Origin of the sequence: Herbiconiux sp. A18JL235 (genome assembly GCF_040939305.1) — a bacterium.
Lineage (GTDB): Bacteria > Actinomycetota > Actinomycetes > Actinomycetales > Microbacteriaceae > Herbiconiux.
Window position 1 is genome coordinate 2,830,686 of record NZ_CP162511.1, and the last position, 23,241, is coordinate 2,853,926.

The window sequence follows — 23,241 nt, forward strand, 5'->3', positions numbered from 1 at the left end:
GACCGAGCCCGGGTCTCAGCTGAAGGTGATCGCCAGGATCGTGACGTCGTCGTCGACCCTGGCGATCGCTATGCGCGCCGTCATGCTGTCGAGGAAGGCCGGTACCGCGGGCTCTGCACGGAGCTCTTCGGCGATGCGGTCGAGGCTCGCGAGCGTGGAGTCGTAGGCGTCGAGCATGCCGTCGGTGACCGACAGCAGGATGTCACCGCGCTCGAGCTGCACCCGCTGCACCGCCCAGCCGTGCTCGTCGTCCTGGAGACCCAGGGGCATGTCATGGGAGGCGAGGCGGGTGGTGGCACCTGCCTCGCTGAGGTGCAGGGTGAGGCCGTGGCCCGCATCCGCGAACTCCACCACACCCGTGCGGGTGTCGATGCGCGCATGGAAGAGGGTGACGAAACCACCCAGGTCGTCGAGGCGAGGGGCGATCTCGCGAGAGGCCCGCCGCAGTGCTTCGTCGGGTGACTCCCCCGCGCCCCCGGCCTCCGGATGCAGCAGAGTCCGCAGCGCTTCGGCCACCGCGCCCGCGCGCGGGCCCTTGCCCATCACGTCGCCGAGCGTCGCCACGATCGCCTCGCCGTCGCCCGACCACCCGTAAAGGTCGCCGCTGACCTCGCCGAACGGAAGGGCGAGCGCGGTGGCGTCGACGGCTCCGGCGTGCAGCGACGGCAGATCACGAGACTGGCTCGCGGCCCCCGCAGCGTCGACGGGCTCCTCGAGCCCCTCGCGCAGCTCGCCCTCGGCCCAGCGCCCGAGGGCCTCGAGCCGGGAGCGCTCCTCCGCGCTCAGCGAGCGCGCGTCGGGGTGCATGACGCACAGGGTTCCCACCGCGAGCCCACCGGGCACCCGCAGTGGCACCCCGGCGTAGGAACCGACGCCGAAGTGGGTGACCGCGGGGGTCTCGCTGAAGCGCGGATCGTGACGCGCATCCGGAACCTCGAAGAGCCCCTCGCCGTGCACCGTGTACTCGCAGAACGCGGTGCCGTACGGGTAGCGGGGCGCCGGCCCGGGCTCGGGCTGCGGCGACTTCACCACGAGCGAGTCGCGGTCGACCATGTTGAGGTACGACATCGGTGCATCGAGCAGGTTCTGGGCCAGGCGCGTGATGCGGTCGAAGCGCTCCTCGGGCGGGGTGCCCAGCACCCCGACCGCGGCCAGCGCCTCGAGGCGCGCGTCTTCCTGGGCGTCGGTGCGTGGTTCAAGCATGGAAGGCCACCTCCGGTGATTCGTGGGCCTTGAAGACCCGGTCGAGGTTCGACAGGCGCAAGATCATCATCACCTGATCGTTCGGCGCCGCGATGCGGAGATCTCCGCCGGCCTGCCGAGCGGTCTTGAGGCAGCCGACCAAGGCGCCGAGCCCCGAGGAGTCCATGAAGGTCACCGCGCCGAGGTCGACCACCACACGCGCGCGGCCCGCCTCGATCTCTCGCCGCACCACCGCACGGAACTCGGGAGCGGCGACCATCGTGAGACGTCCGTCGCCCTTGACCACGGCCACGTCGTCGCCGATGGTCTCGACAGTGAACTGCATGCTCATCGCGCCTCTCCTCCACCAGCCGCCACGGTCTCGTCAGGAACGTACCCCCGGTACCGCACAGCGCCGACGAGCACGCTCAGCATGAGCAGATCGTAGGCCACCCACACCACGTTCACGACCGTACCCACGAACTCGTCCTGCAGCACCACCACCCGGATGATGCCCACCACCACCGCGATCACCAGCACCACCGCGGCGATCAGCTGCCAACGGAGCTTTCGCCACGGCACGCCGGTGGGCGCCTGCTTCGTCTTGGGGGTGACGGCGAAGTCGAGAGGGAGGCGGAAGACGACGTTGCCGAAGGCCGAGACGCACGCCCTGATCCAGACCGGGAACAGCGCCAGGCTGTACTGCTGCCCGCGCCAGGTCGGCAGCCCGCGCGCGGCGACGAGGAACAGCAGCTGGTTCACGATGAAGAAGGGCAGGAAGTGCCAGAAGAACTCCGGCGCCCAGCTGTCGACGGGCAGCACGCCGAAGACGAGGAAGATGACCGGGGCCGCGAGATAGACGATCGTCGCGAACCCGGAGAGGTAGCTCCACATCGTGGAAAAGTACATGAGGCGCTGCGCCGCCGTCATGCCGCGCGAGAACAGAGGGTTCTCACGCAGGAACACCTGCATGGTGCCCTGCGCCCAGCGCAGACGCTGGGTGAGCGCCGTCGACAGGTCTTCGGGTGCGAGACCGTCGGCGAGCAGCTCCTTGTGGAACACGCTCCGCCAGCCCAGCCCGTGCATCCGCATCGACGTCGCCATGTCTTCGGTGACCGAGATGGTGGCGAGCGGCATGACCGCCTGCGCCTCGTCGTCGCGGTCGATGTCGACCGCCCGCAACGCGAGCTGCACAGCCTCGAGTGCGTTGAGGGGCGAGAGGTCGCGGGTGGCGAGGCTCGCCAGCACCTCGTCGGGGTCGAAGGCGACAGGCCCGGCCGCGCCGACCGCGGGACCGAGCGGGGAGCCGGCGGCGGAGTCGCCCGCGGGGCCGCCCTCGGGTCGGGGCTCGGGGCCGGCAGGGAGCCCGGCGATGGCCGCGAGGTCGGCCTGGATCGCCCTGAGGTCGTGGAACACCACCCCCGCGGCAGCCGCGTCGACGCGCCGCTGCAGCGAGTAGGTGACCTCGGCGAGCGGCTCCCCGTTGCCGAGTGCCTGTCGCGCGTGCAGCAACGCCGTCGCGGTCTCGGCCAGCGCGACCGCCGCAGCCGATCCGGCCGGCGCCCGCCGCTGCGCCCTCCGCACGATGCGGAAGGCGTCGCGCAGGGTGCGCGCCACCGCGGCCTCGACCTCCCGCACGTAGCCCACGATGCCGAGCTGCATGAGCGCCTCGCGCCGCAGCACGGCGTTCGACCCGCAGAAGAAGGCCGCGTTCCAGCCGTCCTTCCCCTCCTGGATGGGCCCGTAGAACAGCGGTGCCTGGCTGCCCAGCGGGTCGCCGGTGGCGACGTTGCTGAACACCTGCGGCGTCTGCACGAGCGCCACCTCGGGGTCGCGGAAGTAGCCGAGCGTGTGGTCGAGGATCTCGGGTCGCGGGATCATGTCGGCGTCGAGGATGAGCAGGAACTCCCCGGTCGTCTCCATCAGCGCGTTGTTGATGTTGCCCGCCTTGGCGTGCCGGGGCCGGTCGCTCCACTCCCGCCCACGGGTGATGTAGCCGACCCCGAGCTCCTCGGCGGCGGCGCGCATCTCGGGCCTGTCGCCGTCGTCGAGGATCCAGGTCTCATGAGGCCATCGGATGCGCTTCGCCGCGGCCGCGGTCACACTCACCAGCTCGACCGGCTCGTTGTAGGTGGCGATGAAGACGTCGACCGTCGCGTCGGGTGCGGGCTGCGGCGGAGCGGACCGTGTGCGGGCCCGCCACATGGTGAGGCCGAACAGGGTGACGTCGATGACGCTGTAGCTCTCGGCGACGACGAGCGGCACCGCGATCCACCAGGCCGACCAGTTCACCGACTCCAGCCAGCGCCAGATGACGTAGTTGTAGGCCAGAACGACGGAGGCCAGGACGATCAGCCGGAGCAGCCACAGGCGGAGCTCACTCCGCCCGTCACGTGGTCTGCTCCGCGCATCGTACGTCGCCTCCGCGGGCCCCACATCCCGCTTCGACATCTCCCCGTCACTCCTTCCCGGTTCCCTCCAGCTAATCCCACTCGACAAGAACTCCTCAACAGGCTGGATGCTCGAGCCGGTATCGTGTAGGGGAAACCAGTAGGCACCTCTTCACCTGACACGGTGCCGTCCATATCGCCTGGAGGCCGAATCATGTCCGCACGCATGCCCGAGAAACCCGCTCTCGAAGGCCTCGAGGCGAAGTGGGACGCCGCCTGGTCGGAGCGCGGCACCTACCTGTTCGACCGTACGGCCGCAGCCGAGCAGGGCCGCAGCTGCGTGTACTCCATCGACACCCCGCCGCCCACTGCCTCGGGCTCGCTGCACATCGGCCACGTGTTCTCGTACACGCACACCGATGTGATCGCCCGCTTCCAGCGGATGACCGGCAAGCGCGTGTTCTACCCCATCGGCTGGGACGACAACGGCCTGCCCACCGAGCGCCGCGTGCAGAACTACTACGGTGTGCGCTGCGACCCGTCGCTTCCCTACGACCCCGATTTCACCCCGCCCTTCGAGGGCGGCGACAACAAGTCGTCGAAGGCCGCCGACCAGGTGCCGATCTCGCGACGCAACTTCATCGAGCTGTGCGAGATCCTCACGGTCGAGGACGAGAAGCAGTTCGAGTCGCTCTGGCGCGACCTCGGCCTCTCGGTCGACTGGACGCAGACCTACCGCACCATCTCGCGCGAGGCTCAGGCTGCATCCCAGCTGGCCTTCCTCCGCAACGTCGAGCGCGGCGAGGCCTACCAGGCCATGGCGCCGACCCTCTGGGACGTGACGTTCCGCACCGCCGTCGCCCAGGCCGAGCTCGAAGACAAGGAGCAGCCGGGCGCCTACCACCGCCTCGCCTTCCACGGCGCAGACGGCTCCGACGTTTTCATCGAGACCACCCGCCCCGAACTGCTGCCCGCCTGTGTGGCCCTGGTCGCGCATCCCGACGACGAGCGCTACCAGCCGCTGTTCGGCACCACCGTCACCACCCCGGTGTTCGGCGTGGAGGTGCCCGTCGTGGCGCACCACCTCGCGCAGGCCGACAAGGGCTCGGGCATCGCCATGATCTGCACCTTCGGCGACCTCACCGACGTCATCTGGTGGCGCGACCTCGACCTTCCGAACCGCGCCATCATCGGCTTCGACGGGCGCGTGGTGAGCGAGGCGCCGGCAGCCATCGAGTCGGATGCGGGGCGCGCCGCCTACGCGCAGCTGGCCGGCAAGACGGTGTTCTCGGCCAAGCAGGCCGTGGTGGAACTGCTGCGCGAGTCGGGAGAGCTCATCGGCGACCCCAAGCCCATCACTCACCCGGTGAAGTTCTTCGAGAAGGGCGACCGACCGCTCGAGATCGTCTCCACCCGCCAGTGGTACATCGCGAACGGCGCCCGCGACGAGGAGCTGCGGTCCCGGCTCATCGAACTCGGCAAAGAGCTCGATTGGCACCCTGACTTCATGCGCGTGCGCTACGAGAACTGGGTGGGCGGCCTGACGGGCGACTGGCTCATCTCGCGTCAGCGCTTCTTCGGCGTGCCGCTGCCCGTCTGGTACCCGCTCGACGCCGACGGCAACCCCGTGTTCGACGCGCCCATCCTCCCCTCCCCGGAGTCGCTGCCGGTCGACCCGTCCTCGGATGCCGCGCCCGGCTACAGCGAAGATCAGCGCGGAGTTCCCGGCGGCTTCCAGGGCGAGGTCGACGTAATGGACACCTGGGCGACCTCCTCCCTCACCCCGCAGCTCGCGGGCGGCTGGGAGCGCGACGCGGAGCTCTGGAACGTCGTGTTCCCCTTCGACCTGCGCCCGCAGGGGCAGGACATCATCCGCACGTGGCTGTTCTCCACCATGCTGCGCTCGGCCCTCGAGACCGGCGAGAAGCCCTGGGCGAACGCCGCCCTCTCGGGCTTCATCGTCGACCCCGACCGCAAGAAGATGTCGAAGTCGAAGGGCAACGTGGTGACGCCCGCCGACATCCTCGCCGCCCACGGCTCGGATGCGGTGCGCTACTGGGCGGCATCCTCGCGGCTCGGCACCGACGCGGCCTTCGACGAGAAGAACCCGACGCAGATCAAGATCGGGCGGCGCCTCGCGATCAAGATCCTGAACGCCGCGAAGTTCGTGTACGGCTTCGAGCTGCCCGAGGGCTCGCACGCGGTCAGCAACCCGCTCGACAAGGGCATGCTCGCCGAGCTCGACCACGTCGTCGCCTCCGCCACCACCGATCTGCGCGCCTACGACCACGCCCGTGCGCTCGAGACGGTGGAGCGCTTCTTCTGGACGTTCTGCGACGACTACCTCGAGCTGGTGAAGGAGCGGGCTTACCGCGCCGAGGGAGCGCTCGAGGAGCGCGCCTCCGCGGTCATCGCCCTGCGCACCGCGCTCGAGACACTGCTGCGCCTGTTCGCCCCCTACCTGCCCTTCGCCACGGAGGAGGTGTGGTCGTGGACCCACGACGACTCCGTGCACACCGCGGCGTGGCCGACGGATGCGTGGCCCGCGCTCATGACGGAGGGGGCCGACGCGCGTGTGCTCGCGCTGGCCAGCCGCGCCCTCGTCGCCATCCGCCGCACCAAGACCGAGGCGAAGGTCTCGCAGCGGGTGCCGGTGGCCTCGGCCACCATCTCGGGGCCCGCCGAGGAGATCGAGCTGCTCGAACTCGTCGCCGACGACCTCAAGGCCGTGGGGCGTATCGCCCGCCTCGGCTTCGCCTCCGCGGAGGAGCTCTCGGTGAGCGATATAGTTCTAGCGCCCGAGGAGCAGCCGGAGGGCGCGCGATGAACCAGGAGGCGACGATGCCCATCGAGGTGCGACCCGTGCGAACGGGCGAGTTCTTCCCGTGGCACGCCGCGTACACCGGTTACGGGGAGTTCTACGAGACCCCGCTGCACGACGAGAAGGCCGTGCTGGTGTGGAGCTGGATCATCGATCCGTCGCACGAGCTCGAGTGCCTTGTCGCCGTCGAGCCCGGTGACGACGGCGACGAGGTCGTGGGGCTCGCGCACTTCCGCGAATTCGCCCGGCCGCTCGAGGGCAACCGCGGCATCTACCTCGACGATCTGTTCGTGCTGCCCGAGAAGCGCGCCGGCGGCGTCGGCCGCGCGCTCATCGAGGGCGTCTACGCCGTGGGGCGCGAGCGGGGAATCGCCGTGGTCACCTGGATCACCGCGGAAGACAACGAGACCGCCCGCACGCTCTACGACCAGATCGCCGAGAAGACCGCCTGGGTCACCTACGAGAAGGCACTGTGATGATCCAGCTGGGCACCCGGTGGCTCGTCGGCGACGAGCCACCGTCACGGCTTCCGCAGCCCGTGATCGACGCGATCTACGAGGTGGAGGGCGAACTCGCCGAGCAGGGTGTCGACGCCTCCGAGTGGAGCTGGACCCTCACCTGGCTCGAAGGCAAGCCCGTCGTCGAGCTCGACGACGAGACCACCGTCGAGTACGACCCCGAGACCGACTCGGCGATCGTCACCGCGCCCGAGGGCTGAGGCCCCCGCCCGTTCAGAACCCCTCGGGTAGCCGCGGGGTGTACGGCGCCTCGAGCGCGGCGAGTTCTTCTGCCGAGAGCGTGATCTCGAGCGACGCCACCGCGTCGTCGAGATGCTGCGGCTTCGTCGCTCCGACGATTGGCGCCGTCACCGCCTCCTGCTGGCGCACCCACGCGAGCGCGACCTGGGCGCGCGTGGCCCCTCGCTCGTCGGCGACGCGGCCCACCGCATCCACGATCGCCCGGTCGGCGGCTTCGGCCTGCCCGTACATCGACTTGGTCACGGCGTCGAGACCGTCGCGCTTCGTCGATTCGCCCCAGGGGCGGGTCAGCCGCCCGCGCGCGAGCGGACTCCAGGGCAGCACGCCCACGCCCTGGTCGAGGGTGAGCTTGTGCATCTCACGCTCCTCCTCGCGCTGCAGCAGGTTGTACTGGTCCTGCATCGAGACGAACCGCGTCCATCCGTTCGTCTCGGCGACGTGCTGCGCCTTCTGGAACTGCCACGCCCACATCGAACTCGCACCGATGTAGCGGGCCTTGCCCGATTTCACCACGTCGTGCAGGGCCTCCATCGTCTCCTCGATGGGGGTCTCGTCGTCCCAGCGGTGGATCTGGTAGAGGTCGACATAGTCGGTGCCGAGACGGCGAAGGCTCTGATCGATCGCGTCCAGGATGTGCACCCTCGACAGCCCCTCGTTGTTGGCGCCTGCCCCGGTGCGGAAGAACACCTTCGTCGCGATCTCGATCTCGTCGCGCCTCGCGAGCTCACCGAGCATCCGGCCGGTGATCTCCTCGCTCGTGCCGTCGGAATACATGTCGGCGGTGTCGAAGGTGGTGATCCCCGCCTCGATCGCCTTCTCGAAGAACGGGCGCGCCTGTTCTTCGGGCAGGGTCCACTCGTGGGGGCCGCGGTGGGGTTCGCCGTAGCTCATGCAGCCGAGCACGATGCTCGAGACCTTGAGGCCGGAGCGGCCGAGGCGGACGTGGTCCATGGTCATGATGCGGTCATCCTTTCGGGTCGACGGTGGCGGTCGCGACGGTGCGCCGCCGAGGGAAGGCTGTCCAGAGCATGATGAGGCCCCCGACGAGGAGCCCCCAGAACGCCGAGCCGATGCTCGCTATGGTGACCCCGGATGCGGTGACCAGGAAGGTGGAGATGGCCGGGATGCGGTGGGCGGGCAGTTCGATGGCGCTCGCCACAGCCGTCACCAATGCACCGAGGAGCGCCAGGCCGGCAACAGCGGTGATGAGCACCGGGGGCGCCGCAGAGATGAGGGCCGTGGCGACGCCGGCGGAGAGGCCGAAGACGACGAAGCCGATGCCCGAGGTGACGGTGGCGATCCAGCGCTTCGATCGGTCGGGATGGGAGTCGGGACCCGCCATGATGGCCGCCGTGATGGCCGCGAGGTTCACGGCGTGGCCGCCGAAGAACGAGCCGGCGACGGTGCCGATGCCGGAGGCGAGGAGGGCGGGGCGCGGAGGCACGCTGTAGCCGAAGGTCGACATCACCGCGAACCCGGGAACGTTCTGACCCGCCATGGTGACGATGAACAGCGGCAGGCCGAGACTCACGATGACGAGCGGGTCGAACACGGGGGCGACGAAGCTCACCTGGGGCGCGAGACTCGCGTCGCTCAGCCAGCCGCCGCCGGCCGACACGCCGATGCCGATCGCGGCGACGACCATGGCGGCCGGCACCGCCCACCGCGGCGCGAAGCGGAACAGCACGAGCCAGGTGACGATGACCGGGAGGGCGAGCAGGGGGATCTCGACGGCAGCGGTGATGGGCGCGAGGCAGATGGGGAAGAGGATCCCCGCCAGCATCGCGCTGGCCAGGGGGCGCGGGATGCTCGTGATGGCGCGGCCGAGCGCGGGCCACAGGCCGCACAGCACGATGAGCACGCCGCAGACGAGGAACGCGCCGGTCGCGGCGCGGAAGTCGTTCGTGGTGGCCGAGGCGGCGACGAGAAGGGCGGCGCCCGGCGTCGACCAGGCGAACGAGATCGGCATGCGGAAGGTGGAGGCGAGGACGATGCAGCACAGCCCGCTGGCCACGCAGACGACGAGCAGGCCGCTGGCCGCCTGGGCGTCGTTCGCGCCGACGGCGTGGAGGCCGGCGACGACGAGCACGAACGAGCTCGCGAAGCCGGTGATGGCCGCGACGATGCCGGCGGCGATGGGCTGGATGATGGGAGCCTCCGGTGGGCCGGGCCGTTGCCGCTCGCTGTGCGACGGCCCGCGGCGGAGGCGGGCCGGCCGCGCGGAGCGGCGGGCGGACGAGGAGGACTAGGCCGACTTCTCCTCGCGACGCGCGGGGCGCGGCACGATGGTGGGGGCGGCGTTCTCGAGCACGGCTTCGCGGGTGACGATGACTCGGCCCACCTCATCGGTGGAGGGGACCTCGAACATGATGGGGCCGAGCACCTCCTCCATGATGGCGCGGAGCCCGCGAGCGCCCGTCTGCCGCAGCACGGCGAGGTCGGCGATGGCCTCGAGGGCGTCGCGCTCGAAGTCGAGCTCCACCCCGTCGAGTTCGAACATGCGCTGGTACTGGCGGACCAGGGCGTTGCGCGGCTCGGTGAGGATCTGCATGAGAGCCTCCTGGTCGAGCGGGGTGACCGTGGTGACGACGGGGAGTCGGCCGATGAACTCGGGGATGAGACCGAACTTGTGGAGGTCTTCCGGCAACACCTCGCCGAACAGGTTCGCGTCGGCCTTCTTGCTGTAGAGCGGTGAGTTGAAGCCGATGCCGCGCTTGCCGGCGCGCTGGGAGATGATCTCTTCGAGTCCGGCGAAGGCACCGGCGACGATGAACAGCACGTTCGTCGTGTCGATCTGGATGAACTCCTGGTGCGGATGCTTGCGGCCGCCCTGCGGGGGAACGCTCGCCACGGTGCCCTCGAGGATCTTCAGCAGCGCCTGCTGAACACCCTCGCCCGACACGTCGCGGGTGATGGAGGGGTTCTCGGCCTTCCGCGCGATCTTGTCGACCTCGTCGATGTAGATGATGCCGGTCTCGGCGCGCTTGACGTCGTAGTCAGCGGCCTGGATGAGCTTCAGCAGGATGTTCTCGACGTCTTCGCCGACGTAGCCCGCCTCGGTGAGCGCGGTGGCGTCGGCGACGGCGAACGGCACGTTGAGGCGCTTCGCGAGGGTCTGGGCGAGATAGGTCTTGCCGCAGCCGGTGGGGCCGATGAGCAGGATGTTGCTCTTCGCGATCTCGACCTCGTTCGCCTGCGCCTCGGCAGAGACGATGGCGTTGCGGGCGCGGGTGCGCTTGTAGTGGTTGTAGACGGCGACGCTCAGGGAGCGCTTCGCTGCATCTTGGCCGATGACGTACTCTTCGAGGAAGTTGTAGATCTCTTTCGGCTTCGGCAGTTCGAACTCGCCGACCGCTTCTTCGCTGGCCTCGGAGAGGCGCTCCTCGATGATCTCGTTGCACAGCTCGACGCATTCGTCGCAGATGTACACGCCGGGGCCCGCGATGAGCTGCTGAACCTGCTTCTGGCTCTTTCCGCAGAACGAGCATTTGAGCAGATCGGCGCTCTCTCCGATGCGTGCCATACCCAGCCTCCTCTTCGCTGTTCCCCCGAGCCTAACCCGTACCACCGACGATGTGGCGCAGATACCGGCCCGGGGCGTCGAGAAACCCCCGCCAGTGGGCGACGATCTCGAGTTCCTCCCACGTCGTCTCCCGGATGCCCCATTCCCCCAGCTCGAGAATGGTCGCACCGGGCAGCGCCGCGAGCACCGGCGAGTGCGTCGCGCACACCACCTGCGCCCCGGCCCGCACCAACTCGTCGAGCTGCGCGATGAACCGCAGTGTCGACTGGAACGACAGCGCTGCCTCCGGCTCGTCGAGGCAGAAGAACCCCGGCGAGTCGATCTTGCGGTCGAGCAGAGCCAGGAACGACTCCCCGTGACTCATCTCGTGCAGATCGCCGTCGGGCGACTGCGGCAACGACTCCAGGTAGCTGTAGTACCCGTGCATCGTCTCCGCCCTGAGGAAGAAGCCCCACCGCGGGGCCACCAGCCCCCGTCGCAGGTTCAGCCACTCCCCGAGCGGCGACTCGCTGGCGCGCGTCGTCGCGCCGCCGTGCCGTGTGCCGCCCTCGGCGGGGAACCCGAAGGCCATCGCGATGCCTTCGAGCAGCGTCGACTTGCCGCATCCGTTCTCCCCCACCAGGAAGGTGATGCCGGGAGGGAGCTCGAGGCCGTCGCGACGTATCTGGGCCACCGCGGGCACCGTCATGGGCCAGGAACCGGCGACAGCCGGGGCATCCGCGAAGAAGACGATCTCGCGGATGGCCCGGCTGTCGGTGAGCCAGTCCTGTTCGGACATGAGGCGGATGCTTCGCTCAGCTCTCAGCTGACCAGGGCGGGGACCGCCTTGCGGGAGGTGAGCACCTGGTCGATGAGGCCGTACTCGAGGGCCTCGTCGGCGGAGAGGATCTTGTCGCGGTCGATGTCTTTGTTGACCTCTTCGAGCGAGCGCTTCGAGTGCTTCGAGAGCGTGCCCTCGAGCCAGGTGCGCATGCGCAGGATCTCTCGGGCCTGGATCTCGATATCGGAGGCCTGCCCACCACCCTGGCCGGTGGCCGGCTGGTGGATGAGGATGCGCGCGTTCGGCAGGGCCAGACGCTTGCCCGGCGTGCCGGCGGCGAGCAGCACCGCAGCAGCGGAGGCCGCCTGACCGAGGCACACGGTCTGGATCTGCGGGCGCACGTACTGCATCGTGTCGTAGATCGCCGTCATCGCGGTGAACGAGCCACCGGGCGAGTTGATGTACATCTCGATGTCGCGGTCGGGGTCTTGCGACTCGAGCACGAGCAGCTGGGCCATGATGTCGTCGGCCGAGGCGTCGTCGATCTGCACGCCCAGGAAGATGATGCGGTCTTCGAAGAGCTTCGCGTAGGGGTCTTGGCGCTTGAAGCCGTAGGCGGTGCGCTCCTCGAAGCTGGGGAGGATGTAGCGGTCGCTCGGCATCGTGCCGTTGCGGTAGGCACTCGCACCGAAAGTGGGGGTTTCCATCGTTCTGTTTACCTGTTCTCTAGGAATACGTCGGTGTCGGTGCGGGTCAGGCGTCGGTTCCGCCGCCACCGGCGACGTCGGTGGCGAACTCGCGCACGTGGTCGACGAAGCCGTACTCGAGGGCCTCCTGCGCGCTGAACCAGCGGTCGCGGTCACCGTCTTCGTTGACCTGCTCGACCGTCTTGCCGGTCTGGGCTGCGGTGATCTCGGCGAGGCGCTGCTTCATGCTCAGGATGAGCTGGGCCTGCGTCTGGATGTCGGATGCGGTTCCACCGAAACCACCGTGCGGCTGGTGCAGCAGAACTCGGGCGTTGGGCGTGATGTAGCGCTTGCCCTTGGTTCCCGAGGTGAGCAGGAACTGCCCCATCGAGGCGGCCATGCCGATGCCGACGGTGACGATGTCGTTCGGCACGAACTTCATCGTGTCGTAGATCGCCATGCCCGCCGTGATCGAGCCACCGGGCGAGTTGATGTAGAGGTAGATGTCGCGCTTGGGGTCTTCGGCGGCGAGCAGAAGGATCTTGGCGCAGATCTCGTTCGCGTTGTCGTCGCGAACCTCGGAACCGAGCCAGATGATCCGGTCTTTCAGCAGCCGGTCGAAGACGCTGGATGGGAGAGCCTGTTCGGCCATGTGTTGTCGCTCCAATTCGCTTGCAGTGGTTTGAATCTACTGGGTGGAACGCGCCGCGGGGCGGCTGTTCGCCGTCGGCAGAGTCGCCGGAGGTGCTAGAACAGTCATGCTCCGGGCAGAAGGCCCCGACGACGACGCGAAGGACCATGGATGCCGTTCACCGATCTCCCCCTCGACCTGCTGCGCGAGTACCGCCCCGAGGTGGCGGAGCCGGCCGACTTCGACGCCTTCTGGGAGCGCACCCTCGCCGAGTCGCGCGCCCAGGGCACGGTGGCGGAGCTCAGCCCGGCGACGACCCCGATCACGGCGTTCCGCATCGACGACCTCACCTTCTCGGGCTTCGGCGGCGAGCCGGTGAAGGCCTGGGTCACCCGCCCCCGCGACGCGGAGGGCCCGCTTCCCGTCGTGGTCGAGTACGTCGGGTACGGCGGTGGGCGCGGCCTCGCCGGCGAACGGACGCTCTGGGCCTCCGCCGGCTACGTGCACGTGCTCATGGACACCCGCGGCCAGGGCAGCGCCTGGGGCAGCGGCGGCGACACCCCCGACCCGCACGGCTCGGGCCCCTCAGCACCGGGCTTCATGTCGAAGGGGCTCCACGACCCCGAGGAGTACTACTACCGGCGCGTGTTCACCGACGGCGTGCGACTCATCGACGCCGTCGCGACCCTGGAGGGCGTCGACCCCACCCGCATCGCCGTCACCGGCGGCAGCCAGGGCGGCGGCATCTCGATCGCGGTGGCCGGCCTCGTCCCCGATCTCCTCGGCGTGATGCCCGACGTGCCCTTCCTGTGCCACTTCCGCCGGGCGGTCGAAGCGACCCCGGAGGCCCCGTTCACCGAGCTCGCCCGTTACCTCTCGGTGCATCGCGACGCCGAGAGCACGGTCTTCGACACCCTCTCCTATTTCGACGGCGTGAACTTCGCCCGCCGGGCGACGGCTCCCGCCCTGTTCTCGGTGGCCCTGATGGACCCGGTCGTGCTCCCCTCGACGGTGTACGCCGCCTACAACCACTACGCCGCCGACGCCTCGATGGAGGTCTACCCCTACAACGGCCACGAGGGCGGCCAGATGCACCAGTGGGTGAAGCAGGCCGAGTGGTTGGCCGGGCTGCGCTGACGCGCATCCGCTGAACACGGAAAGGCCCGCATCCGGTGCAGGATGCGGGCCTTTCCGTAGAGGGATCGACTAGTGCGAGTGACCCTCGTGGTCGTGGTCGTGACCCTCGTGGTCGTCTGCGGCGTCGAGGAGGTTGTCGCCCTCCTCGTCGTCTCCGGCCAGCGTGGTGAACTCGGAGATGTCGACGGCCTTGCCGTTCGTGTCGACGACCTTCGCCTTCGACAGCACGATGGCGAGCGCCTTGTTGCGGGCGACCTCGGCCACCATCGCGGGGATCTGGTTCGACTCGGACAGGATCTTGACGAACTCGTTGGGCTCCATGCCGTACTGCGCGGCGGACTGCACGAGGTACTGGGTGAGCTCGTCTTGCGAGACCTTCACCTCCTCGCGGTCGACGACCGCGTCGAGGAGGATCTGGGTCTTGAAGGTGTTCGTCGACGACTCGGTCACCTCGGCGCGGTGCTCGTCGTCTTCGAGACGGTTCTCGCCCTCGAGGTGACGGTGCACCTCGTCTTCGATGAGGGCCGGCGGCACCGGCACGTCGACCTTCTCGAGCAGCGACTCGACGATCTTGGTGCGGGCCTCGGAGGCCTGGCCGAAGGTCTTCTGCTTCTCGACCTGCTCCTTGAGGGAGGCCTTCAGCTCGTCGAGCGTGTCGAACTCGCTCGCGATCTGGGCGAAGTCGTCGTCGGCCTCGGGGAGCTCGCGCTCCTTCACCGAGTTGAGGGTGACGGTGACGAGCGCGTCTTTGCCGGCGTGCTCGCCGCCGAGCAGCGGTGCCTCGAAGGTGGTGGTCTCGCCGGCGGTGAGGGTGTCGAGGGCCTCGTCGATGCCCTCGAGCAGCTCGCCCGAGCCGATCTCGTACGAGATGCCGGAGGCGGTGTCGACCTCGACGTCGTCGACGGTGGCGACGAGGTCGATCTGGGCGAAGTCGCCCTTGGCGGCCGGACGGTCGACGGTGACGAGCGTGCCGAAGCGGCTGCGCAGGCGCTCGAGCTCCTCGTCGACGTCGGAGTCGGCGACCTCGATGGGCTCGACGGTGACCTCGTATCCCTCGTAGTCGGGGAGCTCGATCTCGGGACGCACATCGACCTCGATGGCGAGCTCGAGGTCGCCGGAGAAGTCGGCGGCCTTCGGCCACTCGACGATGTCGGCCTGCGGGCGGCCGAGCGGGCGCAGCTCGTTCTCGGTGACGGCGTCGCGGTAGAAGCGGTCGAGGCCCTCGTTCACGGCGTGCTCGAGAACGGCCTCTTTGCCGACGCGCTGGTTGATGATGGCAGGGGGCACCTTGCCCTTGCGGAAGCCGGGGATGTTGACCTGCTCGGCGATGTGGCCGTAGGCGTGATCAATGCTGGGCTTCAGCTCTTCTGGGGTGACGAAGATCGCGATCTTCACACGCGTGGGGCTGAGCTTTTCGACCGTGGTCTTCACGTTGGGTGTCTCCTGATGGGTTTCGAGAGGTTCGGCCTCGTGTCGGGGCGACAGGATTCGAACCTGCGACCTCCCGCTCCCAAAGCGGGCGCTCTAGCCAAGCTGAGCTACGCCCCGGCGGCGAAATGGCCTCAGCAAGTCTACTGCACACCGTGCGGCCCCGACACCGGGCCTGCACGCAGCAGGGACGAAGCTGTACTACGATGTGTCGGGTGCCGGGTGAGAACCCGGCTCGGGGATGTAGCTCAATGGTAGAGCCTCAGTCTTCCAAACTGATTACGCGGGTTCGATTCCCGTCATCCCCTCGTGACCGAGGTCCCCCCAGGCGGCACCCTCGCCGCCCATGTGCTCCTCGACGCGGTCGTGTCGCAGTCGCCCGACGCCCCGCTCGCCGGCAACATCGCCGTGCTCGAGCTGGCGCTGCAGCGGCTCACGCCCGACTCCGGGCTTCCCGCCGACGAGATCCCCAATCCTGGCGACACCGTCGCCGCAGCGATCGTGTGCCTCTCCTGGCTCGCGGCGCGACTCGCCGCGAAGACGGGCACCTCGCTCGAGGAGGTCGTCGGAGATCTGCGCGAGTTCGTCGATTCGCTCTGAGCTCCGGCGGCTCGCCCTCGCCCCGGTCTAGTCGCGGGCGGGCCGGGACTCCCGCGCGTCGGCGACCGCGCGTGCGACCGCTGCCGCCGCCCAGGTGGCCGTGGCGGCGAGGCGGCGGTCCGTCGCGGGAGCGTCGTCGTGACGGGTCTCGGCATCGGGCATGGTGAACCTCCGGGGCAGGGGTGAACGGGGTTCGCCGGGGTGCCGGGTGAGCTCCCCACCGCCTGGGTAGGGCGGTCGAACCGCTTTCACGCTAACCGATCAGGTGCGTCGCGCGACCGGGCGGCAGGGCAATTCACCCCGCCTCTCACCCCGCACAGCACCCGAGCCCACTCCGTCGGCAGGAGCCCTTGCAGCCGCTCAGCGCGTGAAGCGTGCGGGGAGGTAGTCGGCTCCCGGGGCGATGGCGAAGACCGCGTCGCCCGACGCGAGCGAGAACGCCTCCACGTAGCTCACCGTCTCCCCCGGCGCGAGCGTCGACACCGGGGGCACCCCGGTCGCCCCGTTCACCGGGTCGACGACGGCGTCGGCCTGCTGACCGGCCGCCGACACCGACGACGATTCGCGCAACGCGACCTCCGCATCCGTGCCGTTGTAGACGACGATCGTGAACGCCAGCTGCACGGCTTGGCCGGCTCCCCGCGCCTCCGACGAAGGGACGAACTCGACGGGATCGGCGATGTAGAGCTGGAGACCGTCGTCGTAGGTGACGGTCTGGCCGAAGCGCGCGGCGACCGTGTCGAGCTGCGCGACGTCGGTCGACGGAGCTCCGAAGCCCTCGGCCCCCGCCTCCGCCGCGAGCTGCGGCAGCCCCGTCGAGACACCGACGGCGGCGGTCGCGAGCGACACCGTCACGACAGCTGCGGACACCACCGCCCCGGCAGCGGCGATCCGCGCCGGGCCGCCACGGCGGGCGAGCACCGCGACGCCGAGGGCGAGCCCCAGCACTCCGAGCACCGCGCCGAGCACCAGAAGGCCCGGGACGAGGGCCACGACCACGGCGAGCGCCGCCACTCCGGCCGTTGCCCAGGCCGGCGCAGGATGACGGAGCGCAGCGGAGACGGGTGACGGAGCGTGAGAAGGCATTCCTCCCAGTCTGGCACCGGCGAGGGCAGACGGATGCGCCCTCTCCCACCGATCCCCACCACCGTCGGCGTAGTCTGACGCCATGGGACCTCGTGTGCTCTTCACGGCGGCGGCGACGAGCTACGCCCTCAACTGCGGGCTCGGCGCCTCGGTCGCGGCGGGGGTGGTGCACACCGGCCGGTTCCGCTGGGTGCATCATGCGCTCTACATCGCGACGAGCATCCTGGCCGGCACCGCCGTGGGGGTCACGGTGCTGAAGCGCGCTCTCGGGCGGTCGGCGACCGATGTGCGCCCCGCGGTCGCCCTGCTGCCCGCGGCGGTGCCGCTCACCCTCATCCCGGGCATCAGCGCCCGCACCCGCGGGCATGCGGCCCTCGCCCTCGCAGCCGCCCCGTTCTACGCGGCGGCTCTCGCGCTCGCCTGGAGGAGATAGGCATGGAATTCCTCGACGTCGTCAGGCGACGGAAGACCACGAACGGTCCGTTCAGCCCCGAGCCCGTCTCGCTCGAGCATCAGCGCCTGCTGATGGAGGTGGCAGGCCGGGCGCCCTCGCAACTGAACAGCCAGCCCTGGCGGTTCGTCATCGTCGACGACAGGCGGGTGATCGACAGCATCGCCACGATCAGCGGCGAGAGCATGACCGAGGCGATGTCGAACGGCACCTTCTTCGAGCGCTACAAGCCGTACTTCAGGTTCAGCGCCGACGAGATGGCCGAGAAGCGCAGCGGCATGCTGTTCGACAAGCTCCCCGCCGTGCTGCGGCCGTTCACGAAGCAGGTGTTCACCCCACGCGGGCAGAAGCTGATGAACTCGTTCCGGGTGCCGCAGACCCTCGGCGAGGAGAATCGCAAGCTGGTCGCCGGTTCACCGCTGCTCATCGGCGTCATGCTCGACCGATCGGAGTACCGGCCCGGCGAGCTCAGCTCCTTCTATTCCGTGTTCAGCATGGGGGCGGCGATGGAGAACATCTGGCTGACCACCGTCGAACTCGGCATGGGCATCCAGTTCGTGTCGTTCCCGATGGAGGTGCCGGGCAAGTGGGCCCTGATCGAGCAGCTGCTCGGTGTTCCCGACGACCTGGAGCTGATGGCGGTGTATCGGCTTGGCTACCTGCCTCAGGATGCGCAGCGGCCTGCCATCGACTGGTCGAGCCATGAGCGCAAGCTGCCCTCGCAGTACGTCTTCCGCAACAGCTGCGACACCCCGGAGACCGCGTGGGACGACCCGCGGACGTAGCTGCGCAACCCCCCGTGCGGGGCGCGCGAGCGCGGCACCTCGCCCGCTAGGGTCGAGACATGACCGACCGAGACCTCTCCGGCCCCGAGTTCACGGGCGAGACCGCCCTCGAGGCAGCACCCGTCGAACTCAAGCTCTCGTTCGGGCTGTGGCTCGCCGAGGCCATCTTCGGCATCTTCACGGGTGTCGCCATCGCGGTGGTGGCCGGCATCATCCCCGAGGTCGTCGGCATCGAGGACGACGACGCTGCCGTGGCGGTGTCGGTGCTCATCGGGATCGGGGTGTTCACGGCGGTGATCGCGGTGTTCCGCATCATCTGCTCCGTGTACATGCTGCGCGGGAGGGTGTGGGCCCGCAACACGCTCACCATCCTCGGACTCCTCGGCCTCGTCGGCGTCTGGTCGGAGCTGCAGACCTTCCCGGGCGTCGCGATCGCCCACGCGCTCGTGCTGCTGGTCGCGCTCGTCACGCTCTACCTGCCCCGTTCGAACGCCTACTTCCGCGCGCCTTTCCCCGCATCCGTGCCGAATTAGCCGAGCCTCAGCTGCTTTAGCCCAGCCTCAGCTTGCTTGCGAGCTTCTCACAGCTGAGTACTTTTGATGTACCGGCACAGGGAAGGACACATCATGACCGAGGTAATCACCACTCCTACGAGCACCACGAGCCCCGACGTCGCAGCAGCAGCCGCGCAGTTCCTGGCACCGGTCGTCGTCGAGCTCCAGGCCCTCGCGGTCAACGGCAAGCAGGCGCACTGGCACGTGCGCGGCGCCAACTTCATCGGCGTCCACGAGCTCCTCGATGCGGTCGTCGAGCACGTTCAGGACTACGCCGACACCGCCGCCGAGCGGGTCGTCGCGCTGGGTCTGCCGATCGACGCCCGCATCGGCACCGTCGCTGCCAAGTCGACGGCAGCGGAGTTCCCCGCGGGCTTCCAGAAGTCCGACACCGTCATCACCGCGGTCATCGCCCAGATCGACGTGGCGCTGACCGTCGTGAACAAGGCCGTCAAGGAGCTGGGCGAGATCGACCCGACTTCGCAGGACGTCGCCATCGAGATCGCCCGCGGCCTCGACAAAGACCGCTGGTTCCTGTTCGCGCACGTCGCCGCGTAGTCCGATCCCCCGCGGAAGGCGGGCGTCTCCTCCGGGAGGCGCCCGCCTTTCGCGTTCCGTGTTTCGCGTTCCGTGGTTTCGCGTTCTGTGGTTTCGCGTTCTGTGGTCGAAGGCTTCGGATCGCCTGTCAGAGGGCGCGGTGCGTGACCCGGCCCGCGAGCAGGGTGAGGGCGACCGGCGCGGTGCGGAGCGCATCCGGGGTCGCGGCGTAGGGGTCGAGGTCGACGGCGACGAGGTCGGCGGTGTCGCCGACGGCCACACGGCTGCGGCCGCGGGAGGAGGCCGCGAGGGCGGCAGCCACGGGGATGCGCTGCTCGGGATGCCACGGCTCCCGCCCGTCGCGGGTGCGGCCGACGGCCGCCGCGAGGGTGACCCAGGGGTCGAGCGGGGCGACGGGGGCGTCGGAGCCGAGCGCGAGCTCGGCGCCCGCGGCGAGCAGGCTTCTGAGGGCGAAGGAACGGCCGGTGCGCCCCGCCCAGAAGCGGTCGGCGACGTCGCGGTCGTCCATCGCGTGCTCGGGTTGCACGCTCGCCACCACGCCGAGCCGGGCGAAGCGCTCGAAGTCGGCCTCGGCGAGGAGCTGGGCGTGCTCGAGGGTGGGGCGGCGCCGCGGCGCGGAGGCGTCGCCGGGCCGCTCGGCGTGCAGCGCCTCGAAGGCGTCGAGCGTGAGCGCGTTCGCGTGGTCGCCGATGGCGTGCACGGCCGGCGTGAGCCCGCCCGTGCGACCCCGGCGCAGCAGGTCGAGGAGGTCGTCGGGATGAACGGTGAGCAGGCCCCGCGACTCCGGGTGGCCTTCGAGCCCGGGGTATTCGTCGAAGCAGAAGGCCGTGCGGGTGTTGAGCGAGCCGTCGGTGATGATCTTCGACGGCCCGACCCGCACGAGGCCCGCGGCGTCGAGCGCGTCCGACGAGCGGAGGCCCTCGGCGATCGCCCGGTCGAGGTGCTGCGGGTACACCCCGAACTCGACCCGCAGAAGGTCGTGCCCGGCGGCGAGGCGGCGCGACCACACCTCGTGGTTCCACGCCATCTCGAGGTCGACGATGCCCACGACACCCCGGGCGGCGGCGGCCCGCGCTGCCTCGAGCGCCCAGGCGTCGCTCGTCGTGACGGGCACGTCGTCGAGCTCCCGGTGAACGGCGAAGGCGGGCTCCTCGCGGAGCACGCCGTCGGGGTGCGCACTCTGCCCGAAACGGGCGAGCGCCGCCGTGTTCAGCCAGCAGCAGTGCAGGTCGCCCGAGACCAGCACGACCGGATGCGCGCCCGAGACCGCGTCGAGCAAGGCTGCCGAGGGGGTGTCGAGCCAGAGCGCGTCGCGGAAGCCGTAGCCGATGAGGAGTTCGGATGCGGCGGAATCGGTTGCTCGGGGCTCGCCGACGCGGGTCGCCGTGAGACGGAGTGCGCCGCCCACCAGGGCCGCGGTCTCGGCGGCGGAGGTCGCCGACGAGACGTCGAGTCGACGCGACACGGAAGCCCACTGGGTGAAGTGCACGTGCTCGTCCCAGAGGCCGGGGAGCACCCACCGGCCGCCGACGGCGATCCGCTCGGCCGGTGCCGCCGGGACGGCCCGGCCGGTCGGCACGATCGAGGTCACGACGCCGTCGGTGACGGTGATGTCGACGGCCGAGCCGTCGCCGCCCGCGAGCCGCGCATCCGTCAGCAGGAGGGAGCTCACGCGCCGAAGACCCCCGGGTTGGCCCGGCGCACCTCGGCGGCGAGGGTGGGACTGGCGTAGGGGCCGTCGCCCTCGAGCGCGGTCACGATGCGCTCGACCGTCTCGGCCGGCCGGTTCTGGCTCATCTTCACCTTCGCCACGAAGCGGGTGACGGGCAGGCGGAAGCCGACGGTGCCCGCCGAGATGCGATCGGCGTACTCGGAGTTCTCGGCCGTGCCGCGCATCCGTCTCGGCTGGGGCAGCGGGTCTTCGAAGTGGTCGACGAGCTGCTCGAGCACGTGCAGGTTCTCGTCGGCGGGGAGGATCTCGGGAACCCCGTACAGGTGGGCGGTGACGAAGTTCCAGGTGGGCACGGCGGGGTTGGCGTCGTACCAGCCCGGCGAGATGTAACCGTGCGGGCCCTGGATGACGACCATCACCTCGTGCTCGCCCCACTCGTGCAGCCGCTCGTCGGGGCGGCCGACGTGGCTGAGCAGTGCGAGGCCGCCGGGGCTTCCGGGGCGCTCGTCGAGCAGCACCGGGTAATGCGAGGCGACAAGACCCGACGAGGTCGTCGAGACGATCGTGGCCCACGGGTTCTCGCGCACGAGGCGACGGATCTCGTTCTCGTCGGTGAGGTCGAAGACGGGATTGCGGCGCATCTCAGGCCTGATCTTTCGGGCACCAGTAGAGCTTGCGGCCGCCGAGCTCCTCGAGCACGATGTGAGTGCCGCAGACCCGGCACGGGAGCCCCTCGCGCTTGTAGACCCAGTGGCGGTCTGCGCGGCTGGCCATGGCTTTGACGTAGTCGTCGTCGGAGAGGTCGTCCATGGTCATCATCTGACCGGTGCGCACTCCGAGGTCGAGGAGGTAGGCCCAGTCGCGCCAGAGCGCCCGCGCGGTCTCCTCGGGCACGAGCTTGCCGGGGGTGTGCGGGTTGAGGCGGGCGCGGAAGAGCATCTCGGCGCGGTAGACGTTGCCGATGCCGCTGACCACCGACTGGTCCATGAGCAGGAGGGCGATGACCGTGGGCTTCTTGCGCACCGCGTCGACGAAGCGCTGCTCGGCTTCGGCGGAGTCGTCGAGAAGCGGATCGGGCCCGAGTTTCGCGATCACCGCGGCCACCTGGGCGGGGTCGAGCACCTCGCAGGCGGTGGGGCCGCGGAGATCGGCGACGGCGGTCTCGGTGAGCAGGCGCACGCGCACGGCACCCACGGGCGGTGGCGGGAACTCGGTGAGCTCCTCCCCCTCCTTCTCCTGCTCCGACATGCGGAGCCGTGAGCGGCGGGGCGCGCCGATCGAGCTGATCGAGTCCTCACCGTCGGCATCGTCGATCGCGAGCTCGTCGAGGGTGCCCTCGCCCTGGCGGCCCAGGGTGTCGGCCGCGGCATCGTCGCCGTCACCGGCCGCCGCATCCGTTCCGCGCTGGTTGGTCTGGCCCATCCGGCCGCCCGCCGAACGGATGGTCGCGTCGGCGGTGATGTCGCCGGCGAAGTCCCAGGCGCCGTAGATGCCGAGATGCACGCGGAGCCAGAGGTCATCGCCGAACTCGAGGAACATCTGCTTGCCCACGGCGCGGGCGGCCGTCATGGTGCGGCCGTCGAGCAGCGCAGCGCCCTCGGCGAAGCGGCCCTGCGGCGAGCTCGCCGAGATCTGACGGCCCACGAAGTTGCGCGCGAACTGGCGCGCGATGCGATGGACGGAGTGGCCCTCGGGCACGGTTGCTCCGACGCCTAGGCGTCGACGACGCGGTCGGTGATGGTGCCGGTGGTCTCGTACTCGGCGATCTGCGCGATGCGCCGCACGTGACGCTCTTCGAGGGAGAAGGGCTCGTTCACGAAGAAGTCGATGAGTGCTGTCGCCTCCTCGACGGTGTGCTGGCGGGCGCCGATGGAGATGACGTTGGCGTCGTTGTGCTGCCGGGCGAGCTTGGCCGTCGACTCGTTCCACACCAGTGCCGCGCGCACCCCCTGCACCTTGTTCGCCGAGATCTGCTCGCCGTTGCCCGAGCCGCCGAACACGACCCCGAGGGCCTCGACGCCGGCGCGCTGGTCTTCGACCACGGCGTGGGCGGCGTTGATGCAGAACGAGGGGTAGTCGTCGATGGGGTCGTAGCTCTCGGGCCCGTGGTCGACGACCTCGTGGCCGAGGGCGGTGAGGTGCTCGTTGATGTGTCGGCTGAACTCGAGTCCGGCATGATCGGTGCCGATGTGGATGCGCATTCCTTCAGCATATTGCGC

Annotated in this window: 25 protein-coding genes and 2 tRNA genes; 10 read left to right on the forward strand and 17 right to left on the reverse strand. The window is 69.7% G+C overall.

Annotated elements, in window-relative coordinates:
* Positions 1 to 15: 15 nt before the first annotated feature.
* Genes ABFY20_RS13230 through ABFY20_RS13240 form a run of 3 tightly spaced genes read right to left on the reverse strand, consistent with a single transcriptional unit; the run spans position 16 to position 3,633 of the window.
* Entirely contained in the window at positions 16 to 1,203 is a 1,188-nt protein-coding gene (locus ABFY20_RS13230; RefSeq protein ID WP_368496704.1) for a SpoIIE family protein phosphatase, read from the reverse strand.
* Entirely contained in the window at positions 1,196 to 1,528 is a 333-nt protein-coding gene (locus ABFY20_RS13235) for an STAS domain-containing protein (RefSeq protein ID WP_368499788.1), read from the reverse strand. The genes ABFY20_RS13230 and ABFY20_RS13235 overlap by 8 nt, the downstream gene beginning before the upstream one ends.
* A 2-nt stretch (positions 1,529 to 1,530) precedes the next feature.
* Positions 1,531 to 3,633, reverse strand: a complete 2,103-nt coding sequence (locus ABFY20_RS13240; protein WP_368496705.1) for a glycosyltransferase — start codon at positions 3,631 to 3,633, stop codon at positions 1,531 to 1,533.
* 165 nt (positions 3,634 to 3,798) lie between these two features.
* Here ABFY20_RS13240 and valS point away from each other — a divergent pair, with 165 nt between their 5' ends.
* The 3 genes from valS to ABFY20_RS13255 are packed head-to-tail and all read left to right on the forward strand — an operon-like array spanning position 3,799 to position 7,111.
* Positions 3,799 to 6,399: a valine--tRNA ligase gene (valS, locus tag ABFY20_RS13245; RefSeq protein ID WP_368496706.1), complete on the forward strand. Its 2,601-nt coding sequence runs from the start codon at positions 3,799 to 3,801 to the stop codon at positions 6,397 to 6,399.
* Positions 6,400 to 6,413: 14 nt separating this feature from the next.
* Positions 6,414 to 6,869: an N-acetyltransferase family protein gene (locus ABFY20_RS13250; RefSeq protein ID WP_368496707.1), complete on the forward strand. Its 456-nt coding sequence runs from the start codon at positions 6,414 to 6,416 to the stop codon at positions 6,867 to 6,869.
* A complete protein-coding gene (locus ABFY20_RS13255) occupies positions 6,869 to 7,111 on the forward strand; it encodes a hypothetical protein (protein WP_368496708.1) in 243 nt (80 codons plus the stop codon). The genes ABFY20_RS13250 and ABFY20_RS13255 overlap by 1 nt, the downstream gene beginning before the upstream one ends.
* Before the next feature lie 13 nt (positions 7,112 to 7,124).
* Here ABFY20_RS13255 and ABFY20_RS13260 read toward each other — a convergent pair whose 3' ends face one another.
* The 6 genes from ABFY20_RS13260 to ABFY20_RS13285 all read right to left on the reverse strand — a co-directional run bounded on the left by ABFY20_RS13260 (position 7,125) and on the right by ABFY20_RS13285 (position 12,772).
* A complete protein-coding gene (locus ABFY20_RS13260) occupies positions 7,125 to 8,102 on the reverse strand; it encodes an aldo/keto reductase (protein WP_368499789.1) in 978 nt (325 codons plus the stop codon).
* Positions 8,103 to 8,115: 13 nt separating this feature from the next.
* A complete protein-coding gene (locus tag ABFY20_RS13265; RefSeq protein ID WP_368499790.1) occupies positions 8,116 to 9,300 on the reverse strand; it encodes a benzoate/H(+) symporter BenE family transporter in 1,185 nt (394 codons plus the stop codon).
* Positions 9,301 to 9,396: 96 nt separating this feature from the next.
* The gene (gene clpX, locus ABFY20_RS13270) at positions 9,397 to 10,674 is read right to left on the reverse strand and encodes an ATP-dependent Clp protease ATP-binding subunit ClpX (protein ID WP_368496709.1); all 1,278 of its coding nucleotides are present in this window, start codon (positions 10,672 to 10,674) and stop codon (positions 9,397 to 9,399) included.
* A 31-nt stretch (positions 10,675 to 10,705) separates the two neighbouring features.
* Positions 10,706 to 11,452 (reverse strand): AAA family ATPase, encoded by a 747-nt coding sequence (locus ABFY20_RS13275; protein ID WP_368496710.1) that lies wholly within the window; start codon positions 11,450 to 11,452, stop codon positions 10,706 to 10,708.
* Between the two features lie 23 nt (positions 11,453 to 11,475).
* Positions 11,476 to 12,141, reverse strand: a complete 666-nt coding sequence (locus tag ABFY20_RS13280; protein ID WP_368496711.1) for an ATP-dependent Clp protease proteolytic subunit — start codon at positions 12,139 to 12,141, stop codon at positions 11,476 to 11,478.
* 46 nt (positions 12,142 to 12,187) lie between these two features.
* Positions 12,188 to 12,772, reverse strand: a complete 585-nt coding sequence (locus ABFY20_RS13285; protein ID WP_171704212.1) for an ATP-dependent Clp protease proteolytic subunit — start codon at positions 12,770 to 12,772, stop codon at positions 12,188 to 12,190.
* 150 nt (positions 12,773 to 12,922) lie between these two features.
* On the opposite strand from ABFY20_RS13285, the gene ABFY20_RS13290 reads away from it, so the two are divergent.
* Positions 12,923 to 13,888 (forward strand): acetylxylan esterase, encoded by a 966-nt coding sequence (locus tag ABFY20_RS13290; RefSeq protein WP_368496712.1) that lies wholly within the window; start codon positions 12,923 to 12,925, stop codon positions 13,886 to 13,888.
* A gap of 69 nt (positions 13,889 to 13,957) precedes the next feature.
* On the opposite strand, the gene tig is transcribed toward ABFY20_RS13290, so the two are convergent.
* Both tig and ABFY20_RS13300 read right to left on the reverse strand, forming a co-directional pair.
* A complete protein-coding gene (gene tig, locus ABFY20_RS13295; RefSeq protein ID WP_368496713.1) occupies positions 13,958 to 15,319 on the reverse strand; it encodes a trigger factor in 1,362 nt (453 codons plus the stop codon).
* Between the two features lie 42 nt (positions 15,320 to 15,361).
* Positions 15,362 to 15,436, reverse strand: a tRNA-Pro gene (locus tag ABFY20_RS13300).
* Between the two features lie 117 nt (positions 15,437 to 15,553).
* Here ABFY20_RS13300 and ABFY20_RS13305 point away from each other — a divergent pair.
* Together ABFY20_RS13305 and ABFY20_RS13310 are read left to right on the forward strand one after the other, a co-directional pair.
* Positions 15,554 to 15,624: transfer RNA gene (locus ABFY20_RS13305), tRNA-Gly, on the forward strand.
* A 1-nt stretch (position 15,625) separates the two neighbouring features.
* On the forward strand, positions 15,626 to 15,916 hold the full coding sequence (locus ABFY20_RS13310; protein ID WP_368496714.1) for a hypothetical protein: 291 nt from the start codon (positions 15,626 to 15,628) through the stop codon (positions 15,914 to 15,916).
* A gap of 27 nt (positions 15,917 to 15,943) precedes the next feature.
* On the opposite strand, the gene ABFY20_RS13315 is transcribed toward ABFY20_RS13310, so the two are convergent.
* On the reverse strand, positions 15,944 to 16,078 hold the full coding sequence (locus tag ABFY20_RS13315) for a hypothetical protein (RefSeq protein WP_368496715.1): 135 nt from the start codon (positions 16,076 to 16,078) through the stop codon (positions 15,944 to 15,946).
* Between the two features lie 198 nt (positions 16,079 to 16,276).
* Positions 16,277 to 17,002, reverse strand: a complete 726-nt coding sequence (locus ABFY20_RS13320) for a hypothetical protein (RefSeq protein ID WP_368496716.1) — start codon at positions 17,000 to 17,002, stop codon at positions 16,277 to 16,279.
* 82 nt (positions 17,003 to 17,084) lie between these two features.
* Between ABFY20_RS13320 and ABFY20_RS13325 the strand changes: the two genes are divergently transcribed.
* From ABFY20_RS13325 to ABFY20_RS13340, 4 genes are all read left to right on the forward strand, one after another.
* A complete protein-coding gene (locus tag ABFY20_RS13325; protein WP_368496717.1) occupies positions 17,085 to 17,435 on the forward strand; it encodes a hypothetical protein in 351 nt (116 codons plus the stop codon).
* 2 nt (positions 17,436 to 17,437) lie between these two features.
* Positions 17,438 to 18,238 carry a nitroreductase family protein gene (locus tag ABFY20_RS13330; RefSeq protein WP_368496718.1) on the forward strand — a complete coding sequence of 267 codons (801 nt, stop codon included), beginning with the start codon at positions 17,438 to 17,440 and terminating at the stop codon, positions 18,236 to 18,238.
* 59 nt (positions 18,239 to 18,297) lie between these two features.
* Positions 18,298 to 18,771, forward strand: coding sequence for a hypothetical protein (locus tag ABFY20_RS13335; protein WP_368496719.1), 474 nt, complete (start codon positions 18,298 to 18,300; stop codon positions 18,769 to 18,771).
* A 93-nt stretch (positions 18,772 to 18,864) separates the two neighbouring features.
* Positions 18,865 to 19,350 (forward strand): Dps family protein, encoded by a 486-nt coding sequence (locus ABFY20_RS13340; RefSeq protein ID WP_368496720.1) that lies wholly within the window; start codon positions 18,865 to 18,867, stop codon positions 19,348 to 19,350.
* 127 nt (positions 19,351 to 19,477) lie between these two features.
* Here ABFY20_RS13340 and ABFY20_RS13345 read toward each other — a convergent pair whose 3' ends face one another.
* Genes ABFY20_RS13345 through ABFY20_RS13360 form a run of 4 tightly spaced genes read right to left on the reverse strand, consistent with a single transcriptional unit; the run spans position 19,478 to position 23,223 of the window.
* Entirely contained in the window at positions 19,478 to 21,022 is a 1,545-nt protein-coding gene (locus tag ABFY20_RS13345) for an amidohydrolase (protein ID WP_368496721.1), read from the reverse strand.
* Positions 21,019 to 21,663, reverse strand: a complete 645-nt coding sequence (locus ABFY20_RS13350) for an FMN-binding negative transcriptional regulator (protein WP_368496722.1) — start codon at positions 21,661 to 21,663, stop codon at positions 21,019 to 21,021. Before ABFY20_RS13350 ends, ABFY20_RS13345 begins: the two co-directional genes overlap by 4 nt.
* 1 nt (position 21,664) lies before the next feature.
* Positions 21,665 to 22,720, reverse strand: a complete 1,056-nt coding sequence (locus ABFY20_RS13355; protein ID WP_368496723.1) for an Fpg/Nei family DNA glycosylase — start codon at positions 22,718 to 22,720, stop codon at positions 21,665 to 21,667.
* Between the two features lie 14 nt (positions 22,721 to 22,734).
* Positions 22,735 to 23,223 (reverse strand): ribose-5-phosphate isomerase, encoded by a 489-nt coding sequence (locus tag ABFY20_RS13360; RefSeq protein WP_368496724.1) that lies wholly within the window; start codon positions 23,221 to 23,223, stop codon positions 22,735 to 22,737.
* Positions 23,224 to 23,241: the final 18 nt, after the last annotated feature.